Source organism: bacterium (assembly GCA_040757115.1).
Classification (GTDB): Bacteria; UBA9089; CG2-30-40-21; order CG2-30-40-21; family SBAY01; genus JBFLXS01.
The window spans coordinates 1-11,428 of record JBFLYA010000121.1 but is presented as its reverse complement, the minus strand read 5'-3'; the positions used below and the strand labels follow the sequence as shown (position 1 = coordinate 11,428).

Sequence of the window (11,428 nt, the reverse complement as noted above, 5' to 3'; positions counted from 1 at the left end):
GTAAGGTGCACGATGTCCTGCTATTTTTGAGGATTAGAATTTCGCTCACCCCATGGGGTGAGAGTGCACGATGTCCTGCTATAAATTTGTATTAAAATAGGGTGCACGATGTTATGCTATGTAGCAATTAAATATTAAATATCAAATATCAAATATAAATATCAAAATGCAAAATTACAAATCAAATTTCAAATTGGTAATATCTTTGCTTCAAGTATTTTAACGCTGAAAGGGAAGAGATAATTTTTAGTTGATAGTTGATAGTAGATAGTTTATAGTTGAAGGACTATAAACCATAAACTATAAACCATACACTATACACTATAAACTATAAACGAGTTTTGCATTTTGATATTTGGAGAGAATTGATAAAATAGAGGTTTTAAATACCCGCTTAAAAACTACAGTTTCCTGGTTTTGCAGAACTCTAATCTATGAATTAAGAAGGGAGAATTAAAAACAATGTTAAAGATGCCAGAATTATTAAAGATGTTAGTAGAACGACACGCATCTGATTTATATTTAAAGGTAGCCAGACCTCCACTTATTAGAATTGCGGGCATATTAACCCCAACTGATTTACCAAAACTTGGTCCTGAGGATGTGATGAATTTAGTTTATAGTATGATGAATCAGGAGCAGATTAAGAAATTCGTAGAGAATCTGGATATCGATTTTTCATACAGTTTACCAGGTGTGGCTCGATTCAGGGTAAATGTGTTTAAACAGCGTGGTGTGATAGGTTGTATTATTCGAGCTGTTCCTTACGAGATTCCGACTGTAGAGCAATTAGGCTTACCACCTGTTATAAAAAATTTAGTTGCCAAACCACAAGGGTTGATATTAGTCACCGGGCCTACTGGAAGTGGAAAATCCACAACATTAGCGGCAATGGTGGGTTTTGTTAATAAAAATCGTAATTGTCACATAATTACCATAGAAGACCCAATAGAATTTTTACATCGTGATGATAAAAGCACGATTGACCAACGCGAATTAGATGTTGATACGAAAAGTTTTCGTGAGGCATTACGGCGAGCACTTCGTCAGGACCCGGATGTGCTTTTAATCGGTGAGATGCGTGATATTGAGACAATGTCTACCGCGCTGAGTGCCGCTGAAACCGGTCATCTGGTTTTATCAACACTTCACACTAATGATGCCACACAAACAATTGACCGTATCATTGATGTTTTTCCGACTTCTCAGCAAACCCAGGTTAGAATTCAATTATCTCTGACTTTACTGGGTGTAGTTTCTCAAAGATTATTGCGGAGAAAAGATGAAAAAGGTAGAATTGCCGCAGTTGAAATTATGATTAATTCTCCTTTAATCAAGGATTTAATCGAAAAAGGAAATACATCCGGTATCCGTAAGGTGATTGAATCTTCCACAACCTATTGGCAGATGCAAAGTTTAAACCAGGCTATTGCTAAAGTTGTTAATATTGGGTTGGTTACAATAGAAGAGGCACTTTCTGCCACACCTTATCCTGATGATTTAAGACTGGGACTTAAAGGAGCTCATGCCGGTGGCGGGATAGTTATTGGCGGAATGGATATGCAGTATTAACTTAATTTAGCAGAATTTGGTAACCGTTCAGGTAGTCCTTTACCGCAGAGACGCAGAGGAACAGAGAAGACATAGAAATAAATCAGATAACATAAAAGATTATTGAGGCAGACATGGAAATATATATGAGCTGTTTACGTCTCGTCCATAGATTTTAATTTTTTTCTCTGCGTCTCTGTGTCTCTGCGGTGAACAGTTACAAAATTACAAAACTATAGAGAGGGGAAAAAAACAATGTATAATGTAACTTTAATCCCAGGTGATGGGATAGGACCAGAAATAACTGAGGCAATGGTGAATGTGGTGTCTGCCACTGGTGTTGACATTAAATTTGAAAAGGTTTTAGCCGGTGAGTGTGCTTTAGAGAAAGAAAAAACACCATTACCTGCCGCGGTTTTAGACTCGATTAGAAAAAACAAAGTAGCCATAAAAGGACCTACTTCTACCCCAGTTGGCTATGGATTTAGAAGTATTAATGTTGTTTTAAGACAAGAACTAAATCTCTATGCGGGGGTTAGACCAGCTGTTTCTTTTGTTGGAGCTCCCAGCCGATATGAAAATATCGACCTGGTGATGATTAGAGAAAATACACAAGGATTATATTCTGGAATCGAACATTTCATTAACCAAGAGAAAACTATTGGTGAAAGTATTCGGGTGATTTCAAAAAAAGCCAGTGAACGAATTGTCAAATTTGCTTTTGAATATGCCATTGCCCATAACCGCAAAAAGGTTACCTGTATTCATAAAGCTAACATTTTAAAGGTTACCTGTGGGTTATTTTTAGAAACGGCAAGGGAAGTAGCAAAACAATATCCCCAGATAGCATTTGAAGATAAAATTGTAGATAATATGGCTATGCAATTGGTGAAAAAACCAGAGGAATATGATGTCTTGGTTACGACTAATCTGTTTGGAGATATTCTTTCTGATTTATGTGCCGGTTTAATCGGCGGATTAGGATTAGCCCCTTCGGCAAATATAGGAGATGGTGTGGCAGTTTTTGAGCCTGTCCATGGCTCAGCACCTAAATATGCCGGTCAAGATAAAATTAATCCCTGTGCCTGTATTTTATCCGGGGCAATGATGCTTGAATATTTAGGAGAGAAAGAGGCGGCTAAAAAAATTGTGAACGCAGTGGGTTTGGTGATTAAAGAAGGGAAAACACTTACCTATGATTTAGGTGGTTCCTCAACAACCTCCCAGATGACTAAATCTATCATTCAAAAAATTCCCTTGACATAAAAATAAAAATAGTGTATGATACATTCCTGATTAGGTGATAGCTGGTAATCAGTTACCAATGTTTTTCACAGTTTACGACAATTATTGATTCGTCACCTGTAACGGCTCTGTAAATTAAATCTGAATTGGAGATAACAGGTGGTGTTTGAAAATAACGCTAATAGCGAAATCTATGCAGATTTGGTGTAAAAAAGGGATAAGGAGATAAAGGGAGATAGGGAGATTATTCATTGTAATTTCCAAAATTTTAGAATAAATTTATCTTCTAATCTCCATAATCCCCATATCTCCTTTTCTTACACTATTTCAACCTTTATGCTAGATTAAGACACCACCAGATAACACCATAAAAAATGATTGATTTAGTTAGTGTTGACATCTCTAAAATAAAACAAAATATCGGCAGTGAACTCTTTATTGAACAAGATGAATCTCTTGACACAATTGAAGACATAAAACTTACCTCTCCTATTTCTATTAAATTCCATTTAGTTAATATCGGTGAGAGTATTAGACTTAGAGGTAATTTAAAAGTTGATGTTCTGCTTCAATGCAGTCGTTGTCTTGAAGATTTTAATTTTAAATTAAACCGGGATTTTAAAATAGATTTATACGAAACCAAATGTGAAAAAACAGAAGATTATGGAGGAGAATTACAAGTAGAGGACATAGAAAGGATTTTTTATCGCCAGGATAATATTAATTTAATGGAACAAATTCGAGAGCAAATAATATTATCGTTACCGATAAAACCAATTTGTCAAGAAAACTGTCAGGGATTGTGTAGTCATTGCGGCGTAAATTTGAATAAAACTACATGTAGTCAGTAGTCAGTAGAGAGAGTAAGGAAAAATGGAGAACAAAATAAAAGTTAAAAGTGTAGAAGATTTTATTGTCTATCAGAAAGCAATGAAATTGTTTGACGAATTTATAAAAGAAGATTTACCAGTTTTGAGTGAAAATTTTGCTGGGAAAGAATTGGCAAGACAACAAATTAGAAGCCTTGATTCCATTTGTGCTAATATGGAAGAAGGTTATGGTCGTAAAGCAGGTAAAGAACTGAAACAATTTTTTAGGATTTCGCGTGGGTCAGCAGGTGAAAGTAAAGGTAGATATATCAGATGCACAAAATTTTTACCTGCAGAAATAATCAATAAGAGAGTAGCACAATTAGATGAAATACAAGCGATGTTATATACATTGGTTAGTAAAGTTTACGACTAACTACTGACTACTGACTACTTCTAAAAGGAGGTTTTAAAAAATGGCTAATCCAAAACGACAAACATCAAAGGCAAAACGAGATAAAAGAAGAAGTCACTGGAAAATAACACCAGTAGATATTTCTACCTGTTCCCAATGTGGACAACCAAAATTACCTCATCGTATTTGTTTAAATTGTGGTTTTTACAACGGCCGCGTTGTATTAACAATAGAGGAAAAGAAAAAATAAAATGCGTATTGCAGTTGATGCTATGGGCGGAGACCATGCACCACAGTCTATTGTAGCTGGTGTGGTTGAGGCATTGAATGAGTTAAAAGAAGTAACTCAAATAACCTTATTTGGTCAAGAAAAGGCAATTACTAATGAATTGGCTCGTTATCAAACAAAAGGATTACCAATTGTCATCAGGGATACAAAAGAAATTATTGAAATGCATGAATCTCCGGCACAAGCAGTTAAAACTAAAAAAGATTCTTCAATTGTTGTCGCGATAAAGGCATTAAAACAAGGTGAGGTAGATGCCTTTATTTCAGCAGGTAATACTGGCGCGGTAATGGCAGGTGCTTTAATGTATCCTGGCAGACTAAAAGGTATTTTTAGACCTGCAATTGCAACACTTATTCCGACTTTATCCGGAGCATCCATACTTCTTGATGTGGGCGCTAATGTTGACTGCAAACCACAACATCTCTTACAATTTGCCATAATGGGTAATGTCTATGCCAAAGATATTATGGGAAAGCCCAATCCTAAAATAGGACTTTTAAGTATTGGGGAAGAAGAAGGTAAAGGGAATACACTTACTTCTCAGACATTTGACCTGCTAAAACACTCTTCTCTAAATTTTATCGGCAATGTTGAAGGAAGAGATATTATAAATGGCACGGTAGATGTAATTGTCTGTGATGGATTTGTGGGTAATGTGGTTTTAAAATTTGGTGAAAGTTTAGCCGAAATGATAATTAGCTTTTTAAAACAGGAATTATCTAAAAGTCTCAGTTTGAAGATTGGTGCTTTTCTTTCTAAACCTGCATTTAAAAAGTTTAAAAAATTAGTTGATTATTCAGAATATGGCGGAGCACCACTTTTAGGCATAGATGGTGTGTGTATTATTTGTCATGGTGCTTCTTCTCCGAAGGCAGTAAAGAATGGAATCAGGGTAGCTTGCGAATTTATTAACCATCAAGTCAATCTTCATATCGAAAAAGGAATTAAAGAGGGATAGATGAAAAAAGATGAATTAAGGGCAGTAGGTATAGTTGGCACAGGTTCTTATACACCTTCTAAAGTATTGACTAATTTTGACCTTGAGAAAATGGTTGATACTTCAGATGAGTGGATACGAACAAGGAGTGGCATAAGTGAGCGACGGATTGCTGAAGATAATCAGGCATCTTCGGATTTAGCCGTTCCAGCCGCATTAGCCGCTCTGGAAGATGCAAAAGTTCATCCTTCAAAGGTAGAAATGATTATTGTCGCCACCGTTACTCCGGATATGCTTTTTCCATCTACTGCTTGTTTTATTCAGCATAAAATAGGGGCGATTCATGCCGCCTGTTTTGATTTATCCGCCGCCTGTGCCGGGTTTAGTTATGCCTTAGAATTAGCCAAAAATCTAATTGCTACCCATACCTATAAGACTGTTTTGGTTATTGCCGCAGATTGCCTTACTAAAATTACCGATTGGACAGACCGTAATACCTGTGTTTTATTTGGTGATGGGGCTGGAGCAGTCGTGTTACAACCAGTCCGAAAAGGAACTGGAATCCTTAGTAGTTACTTAGGGGCTGATGGTTCCAAAACTGATAAATTGCAAATTCCTGGTGGCGGCAGCAGAAACCCTATCTCTCAAAAAATTATAGACGAAAGATTCCATTATATCAAAATGAATGGTAGAGAGGTATTCAAATATGCCGTTGATGCAATGTGTAAATCTGCAAGAAAGGCATTACATCTGGCTCATTTAGATGTTAGTGAGGTAGATTTATTCATTCCACATCAGGCTAATATCCGTATCATTGAAGCTGTAGATAAACGACTTCATATTGGTCCAGACAAAGTTTTTGTGAATTTACATAAATATGGTAATATGTCTGCGGCTTCTACGGCTGTCTCTATCGATGAAGCAAAAAAACAAGGTAGAATAAAAAAGGGCGATATTGTTTTATTAAGCTCTTTTGGTGGCGGACTTTGTTGGGCAGGAACAGTCATTCGATTTTAAAAGGGGAGATAGTTGATAGTAGATAGTTGATAGTTTATAGTTTATAGTTTATAGTTGAAGGACTATAAACCATAAACTATAAACCATAAACCATAAACTATAAACCATAAACTATAACCGATTTTTCAGAATAAGGATTGATAAGTGAAAAAAATAGCGTATGTTTTCCCAGGACAGGGCTCACAATATGTAGGTATGGGCTATGAATTCTATCAGAATTTTAAATCTGCAAAGGAAATTTTTGACCAGGCAGATGCGGTCTTAGGTTATCCCCAGACAAAGTTATGTTTTGAAGGTGTGATTGAAAAACTCTCGCAAACCCAATATTCTCAGCCTGCAATATTAACCACCACCATCGCTTGTCTACAAGTATTAAAAGAAATCTTATTGCCTACTGCTTACTGCCAACTGCCTGTTTACCTGGCTGGCCATAGTCTGGGGGAATACAGTGCCTTAGCTGCCGCTGGGGGTATAGAATTTAAAGAGGCGGTGTGCATCGTTCAGAAAAGGGCACAATTTATGCAGGAGCAGGCAGAAAAACATCCAACAGGAATGATAGCTGTCCTCGGATTGGAAAGGACTGAGGTAGAGCGAATTTGCCTGGAGGAATCCGTAGAGATAGCCAATATTAATTGCCCGGGGCAGATTGTCATCTCTGGAATGAAGGACTATCTGGAAAAAGCCGCTCAAAAAGCAGTGTCAGCAGGGGCAAAAAAGGCAATTCCATTAGCCGTAAACGGTGCCTTCCATTCAAGTTATATGTTACCTGCTCAAGAAAAATTAGCCAGGGCATTGTCTGCGGTAGAGATTAGAACTCCACAGATACCTATTATTGCCAATGTTACTGCAAAACCAGTAATAGAGCCGAATGAAATAAGGGTATCTCTAACAAAGCAGATTGCCTGCACGGTACTATGGGAAGATAGCGTGAGATTTATGATAAACGAAGGGATAAATACCTTTATTGAAATAGGACCAGGCAGGGTTTTAAAGGGATTGATTAGAAGGATAGATTCAGCCGTAGAGGTTAAAAATGTTGAGAATATGGATAGTTTAGTAGATAGTAGATAGTTGATAGTTTATAGTTTATAGTTGATAGTTGGTAGTTGAGAGTTGATGTGAGGAGAAGATGTATAGTTTTGAGAAACTTGAAGTTTGGCAGAAAACAAGAAAATTTCTAAAAAGGATTTATGAAATTACCTCATTTTATCCAAAACAAGAGCAATTTGGATTAATTCAACATACGAGGAAAAGTGTTGTATCTATTCTTTCATCTATAGCTGAAGGTAGTAGTAGATTTAGTAAAACTGACTTTAAGCGATATCTCCAAATTTCTATCGGTTCATTGTATGAAACAGTATCTCAATTATTTGTTGCTTTAGATAATAATTATTTAACAAATGATTTATTTAATGAACTTTATAATGATTCAGAGTATATAGCAAAGATGCTTTCTAAACTTTCAAAATCACAATCATTATAAACCATAAACTATAAACTATCAACTATAAACTATAAACCGATTTTCAAGGGAAAGAAGGTGAAAGAAAATGTGTGAAAGAATTTTATTAGACCAAGTAGCGATTGTTACTGGCGGAGCAAGGGGAATTGGTAAGGCTATTTGTGAGACATTAGCCGATGCAGGCGCCTCGATTGTAGTCGTGGATATAAATTCTGACCAGGCAAATGCAACCGCTGATGAGTTAAAACAAAAATTTAATGTTCAAACATTGAGTCTCAAGGTTAATGTGGCTGATAATTTGCAAGTTGAAAAAATGGTACAAATTGTGCTTGACAAATTTGGCAAGATTAATATACTTATTAATAACGCCGGGATAACAAAAGATACACTTCTTATTCGTATGTCCTGTGAAGATTTTAAAGCGGTTTTAGATGTTAATCTAACTGGGACTTTTAACTGCACTAAAGAAGTAGCGAAGGTGATGATTAAACAACGAGAAGGCAAAATAGTTAATATCTCATCTACCGTAGGACTACAAGGGAATATCGGTCAGGTTAATTATTCGGCATCTAAAGCCGGGGTTATTGGATTGACTAAATCAGTGGCTCGTGAACTGGCAAAAAGAGGGATAAATGTTAATGCGGTAGCCCCAGGATTTATAGAAACTGAAATGACTTCTAAATTGTCCGATGAGGTAAAAAAACAATATTTAGAACACATACCACTGGCAAGATATGGTAAGCCTGAAGATATTGCTAATGCAGTTGGATTTTTAGTCTCACCATCTGCGTCTTATATCACCGGTCAGGTGATTGTAGTTGACGGTGGGATGGCAATGTAGGATAGAAAACAGAAGTTAGAGGGCAAAAGGTATGGAAAGAGAATCTTTAAAATATTTACAAAATGCAAGAGAAATTGTAACTCTTCACCGCAGAGGCGCAGAGGAACAGAGAAAACATGGAAATAAATCAGATAACAGAAAAATTATTGGGGCATCAATTGAAATACATAAGACAGAGGACAGATATTTAAGATATATCCTTTAAAATCTGATATCTGATTTCTGTCTGATTATAAATAATGAGGAAAGTCATTATGAAGAGAAAAGAAGCAATGAGATTTATAGAAAATGCTAAGGAGATATTGAGTAAGTCATCGTGGGACACTACGCTCGACACCTGTTGTAAAAGAGGCTTTGAAGAATGCAACAGTGTTTATTGAAAGACTTAGCAATCTTACGAAAGAAGATTAACTTATAAACTGGTAATTGGTAACTAATTACTATTCACCAGTTACCAATTACCAAATTAAAGGAGGTGAATGAAATAAAATGGCAGAAGGAGTTTTTGAACGAGTAAAACAAATCATTATCGACCAATTAGGAGTAAATGAAGAACAAGTAACTTCAGAAGTATCCTTTGTGGATGATTTAGGCGCAGATTCTCTGGATACAGTAGAGTTGGTAATGGCTTTTGAAGAGGAATTTGGTATAGAGATTCCAGATGAAGACGCTGAGAAAATCCTTACTATTGGGGATGCAGTAACTTACATTGAGGAGCGGGCTTAATGGAGTCGTATATTAAAAATCGAGTTGTAGTAACAGGAATGGGTGTGCTTACACCTATTGGAATTGGGAAAGAGGAATTCTGGAACAATGTCGTCGCCGGGAAAAATGGAGTTAGACGAATAACTTTATTTCCTGTTGAGGATTATGAGTGTCAGATTGCCGGTGAGGTAACAGATTTTGACCCAAATCTGTATATGGAGAAAAAGGATATAAGGCATACGGATAGATTTGCGCAATTTGCTATTGCCGCCACTAAATTAGCTGTTGAGGACGCCAAAATAGATTTACCTGGTAATGAAAATCCTGACTGCATAGGGGTTTATATCGGTTCGGGTATTGGTGGGCTGGCAACTATTGAAAACGAACATAAGGTTTTATTAGCAAAAGGTCCCAGAAGGGTAACACCATTTCTTATTCCAATGTTAATTATAGACATTGCCTCAGGCAAAGTAGCGATAAGATATGGAGCAACAGGCCCTAATTCTGCAGTTGTAACTGCATGCGCCAGTGGTGCTCATGCTATTGGTGATGCCTATAGAATTATAGAAAGGGGTGAAGCAGAAGTTATGATAACTGGTGGTGCAGAAGCGGCTGTCACCCCTTTAGGATTAGCGGGTTTTAGTTCGGCAAGAGCACTATCTACTCGAAATGATGACCCTGAAAGAGCCTCTCGACCTTTTGATAAACTGCGCGATGGATTTGTTATGGCTGAAGGAGCGGGCATAATTATTTTAGAATCCTTACAACATGCTCAAGCAAGAAATGCACATATTTACGCTGAAATTATTGGCTATGGGATGACGGGTGATGCCTACCATATTACTTCTCCTGCTCCTGAAGGAAAAGGGGCAGCAAAAGCAATGCAACGAACATTGCAAAATGCTAACTTAACCTCACAACAAATAGATTACATAAACGCACACGGCACCTCTACATCATTAAATGACAAATGTGAAACACAAGCCATTAAGTCCGTTTTTGGTGACTATGCCTATTCTGTTCCTGTTAGTTCGACCAAATCTATGACCGGCCATATGTTAGGTGCTGCCGGAGCAGTAGAATTTATTATCTGCTGTTTAACTATTGAAAGAGGAGTTATCCCACCAACGATAAATTATGAATATAAAGACCCAGAATGTGATTTAGATTATGTCCCAAACCAAGCCAGAATTCAAAATATCGATATCGCCTTATCTAATTCTCTTGGCTTTGGAGGTCATAATGTGAGTTTAATAGTTAAGAGGTATAAAAATTAATGGATGAAAATAGAATTCAAGAACTTAAAAAATTACAAGAGATAATGGGTGTAGAATTTAAAAACCTCCAGATTTTTAATCAATCATTAACTCATACATCTTACGCCTATGAATTAGAAAGAAATAATGGCACCCTTCAAAATGAACGGATGGAATTTTTAGGAGATGTAGTTTTAGGACTTGTAGTCAGTGAGTATATCTATTTTAAATATCCTGATTATATGGAAGGGGATTTAGCCAAGATTAGAGCTAAAGTCGTCAGCACACCTATATTGACCAAGTGTGCTAAACATTTAGAATTGGGTAAATATCTACTTCTGGGTAAAGGTGAAGAGATGACCGGGGGTAGAAATAGACATTCTATTTTAGCTGATACCTATGAGGCAGTTATTGGAGCGATTTATTTAGATTCAGGATTGGAACCAGCACGGACTTTTATCCTATCACAACTTGAGGAAGAAATTGAAAAAATTAGCGATAATGTTCATGTTCAAGATTATAAAAGTGATTTCCAGGAATTTACTCAAAAGAGATTTAAAATCCTGCCTCTTTATAAAGTAATTAGTAGAAAAGGTCCTGACCATAATCGGATTTTTGAAATAGCGGTTATGGTAAAAGGTAAAACATGGGGAATTGGAAGAGGTAGAAGTAAAAAAGAGGCAGAACAACAAGCCGCATTCTCTGCTTTGCAACGGAACTTCCCCTCAAAAAGAGCCTATAAAGAAGGGATAACCTTTTAATAATCAAGGGGAGAGGCAAATTTTAGACCTTAAAAGTGTGCATACGAGTATTATTAAAAAATTTTATTATTTTTTTTAAAAAATGCTTGACAAAATTTAATTAATATGCTATTATTTAATCATTATGTATGTGTCCAGAA

Annotated in this window: 15 protein-coding genes; all 15 read left to right on the top strand. The window is 36.4% G+C overall.

The features are described 5' to 3' along the window. Nucleotides 1-462: 462 nt before the first annotated feature. The 15 genes from AB1422_11520 (at nt 463) to rnc (ending at nt 11,288) form a co-directional block, all read left to right on the top strand. Entirely contained in the window at nt 463-1,572 is a 1,110-nt protein-coding gene (locus tag AB1422_11520; GenBank protein ID MEW6619943.1) for a type IV pilus twitching motility protein PilT, read from the top strand. A 234-nt stretch (nt 1,573-1,806) separates the two neighbouring features. Continuing rightward, nucleotides 1,807-2,817, top strand: coding sequence for an isocitrate/isopropylmalate dehydrogenase family protein (locus AB1422_11515; protein ID MEW6619942.1), 1,011 nt, complete (start codon nt 1,807-1,809; stop codon nt 2,815-2,817). A gap of 353 nt (nt 2,818-3,170) precedes the next feature. Next, nucleotides 3,171-3,647: a DUF177 domain-containing protein gene (locus AB1422_11510; GenBank protein ID MEW6619941.1), complete on the top strand. Its 477-nt coding sequence runs from the start codon at nt 3,171-3,173 to the stop codon at nt 3,645-3,647. A gap of 22 nt (nt 3,648-3,669) precedes the next feature. Next, entirely contained in the window at nt 3,670-4,041 is a 372-nt protein-coding gene (locus AB1422_11505; GenBank protein ID MEW6619940.1) for a four helix bundle protein, read from the top strand. Between the two features lie 40 nt (nt 4,042-4,081). Then, on the top strand, nt 4,082-4,270 hold the full coding sequence (rpmF, locus tag AB1422_11500) for a 50S ribosomal protein L32 (protein ID MEW6619939.1): 189 nt from the start codon (nt 4,082-4,084) through the stop codon (nt 4,268-4,270). A gap of 1 nt (nt 4,271) precedes the next feature. Continuing rightward, complete coding sequence (gene plsX, locus AB1422_11495; GenBank protein MEW6619938.1) at nt 4,272-5,267, top strand: phosphate acyltransferase PlsX; 996 nt, start codon at nt 4,272-4,274, stop codon at nt 5,265-5,267. Continuing rightward, nucleotides 5,268-6,263 carry a beta-ketoacyl-ACP synthase III gene (locus AB1422_11490; GenBank protein ID MEW6619937.1) on the top strand — a complete coding sequence of 332 codons (996 nt, stop codon included), beginning with the start codon at nt 5,268-5,270 and terminating at the stop codon, nt 6,261-6,263. Nucleotides 6,264-6,407: 144 nt separating this feature from the next. Next, nucleotides 6,408-7,334: an ACP S-malonyltransferase gene (fabD, locus tag AB1422_11485; GenBank protein ID MEW6619936.1), complete on the top strand. Its 927-nt coding sequence runs from the start codon at nt 6,408-6,410 to the stop codon at nt 7,332-7,334. 58 nt (nt 7,335-7,392) lie between these two features. Then, the gene (locus AB1422_11480; protein ID MEW6619935.1) at nt 7,393-7,746 is read left to right on the top strand and encodes a four helix bundle protein; all 354 of its coding nucleotides are present in this window, start codon (nt 7,393-7,395) and stop codon (nt 7,744-7,746) included. 67 nt (nt 7,747-7,813) lie between these two features. Further along, nucleotides 7,814-8,566 carry a 3-oxoacyl-[acyl-carrier-protein] reductase gene (gene fabG / locus AB1422_11475; protein MEW6619934.1) on the top strand — a complete coding sequence of 251 codons (753 nt, stop codon included), beginning with the start codon at nt 7,814-7,816 and terminating at the stop codon, nt 8,564-8,566. A 31-nt stretch (nt 8,567-8,597) separates the two neighbouring features. Next, the gene (locus tag AB1422_11470; GenBank protein ID MEW6619933.1) at nt 8,598-8,771 is read left to right on the top strand and encodes a hypothetical protein; all 174 of its coding nucleotides are present in this window, start codon (nt 8,598-8,600) and stop codon (nt 8,769-8,771) included. 34 nt (nt 8,772-8,805) lie between these two features. Next, a complete protein-coding gene (locus AB1422_11465; protein MEW6619932.1) occupies nt 8,806-8,946 on the top strand; it encodes a hypothetical protein in 141 nt (46 codons plus the stop codon). A gap of 109 nt (nt 8,947-9,055) precedes the next feature. Then, nucleotides 9,056-9,292: an acyl carrier protein gene (locus tag AB1422_11460; GenBank protein MEW6619931.1), complete on the top strand. Its 237-nt coding sequence runs from the start codon at nt 9,056-9,058 to the stop codon at nt 9,290-9,292. Between the two features lie 11 nt (nt 9,293-9,303). After that, complete coding sequence (fabF, locus tag AB1422_11455; protein MEW6619930.1) at nt 9,304-10,548, top strand: beta-ketoacyl-ACP synthase II; 1,245 nt, start codon at nt 9,304-9,306, stop codon at nt 10,546-10,548. Further along, complete coding sequence (gene rnc, locus AB1422_11450) at nt 10,548-11,288, top strand: ribonuclease III (protein MEW6619929.1); 741 nt, start codon at nt 10,548-10,550, stop codon at nt 11,286-11,288. Before fabF ends, rnc begins: the two co-directional genes overlap by 1 nt. The last annotated feature ends 140 nt before the right edge of the window (nt 11,289-11,428 follow it).

Bases quoted from the DNA above. Each gene is read 5' to 3' on its own strand.
- AB1422_11520 (MEW6619943.1), top strand. From the start codon at position 463: ATGTTAAAGATGCCAGAATTATTAAAGATGTTAGTAGAACGACACGCA.
- AB1422_11515 (MEW6619942.1), top strand. From the start codon at position 1,807: ATGTATAATGTAACTTTAATCCCAGGTGATGGGATAGGACCAGAAATA.
- AB1422_11510 (MEW6619941.1), top strand. From the start codon at position 3,171: ATGATTGATTTAGTTAGTGTTGACATCTCTAAAATAAAACAAAATATC.
- AB1422_11505 (MEW6619940.1), top strand. From the start codon at position 3,670: ATGGAGAACAAAATAAAAGTTAAAAGTGTAGAAGATTTTATTGTCTAT.
- rpmF (MEW6619939.1), top strand. From the start codon at position 4,082: ATGGCTAATCCAAAACGACAAACATCAAAGGCAAAACGAGATAAAAGA.
- plsX (MEW6619938.1), top strand. From the start codon at position 4,272: ATGCGTATTGCAGTTGATGCTATGGGCGGAGACCATGCACCACAGTCT.
- AB1422_11490 (MEW6619937.1), top strand. From the start codon at position 5,268: ATGAAAAAAGATGAATTAAGGGCAGTAGGTATAGTTGGCACAGGTTCT.
- AB1422_11480 (MEW6619935.1), top strand. From the start codon at position 7,393: ATGTATAGTTTTGAGAAACTTGAAGTTTGGCAGAAAACAAGAAAATTT.
- fabG (MEW6619934.1), top strand. From the start codon at position 7,814: ATGTGTGAAAGAATTTTATTAGACCAAGTAGCGATTGTTACTGGCGGA.
- AB1422_11470 (MEW6619933.1), top strand. From the start codon at position 8,598: ATGGAAAGAGAATCTTTAAAATATTTACAAAATGCAAGAGAAATTGTA.
- AB1422_11465 (MEW6619932.1), top strand. From the start codon at position 8,806: ATGAGGAAAGTCATTATGAAGAGAAAAGAAGCAATGAGATTTATAGAA.
- AB1422_11460 (MEW6619931.1), top strand. From the start codon at position 9,056: ATGGCAGAAGGAGTTTTTGAACGAGTAAAACAAATCATTATCGACCAA.
- rnc (MEW6619929.1), top strand. From the start codon at position 10,548: ATGGATGAAAATAGAATTCAAGAACTTAAAAAATTACAAGAGATAATG.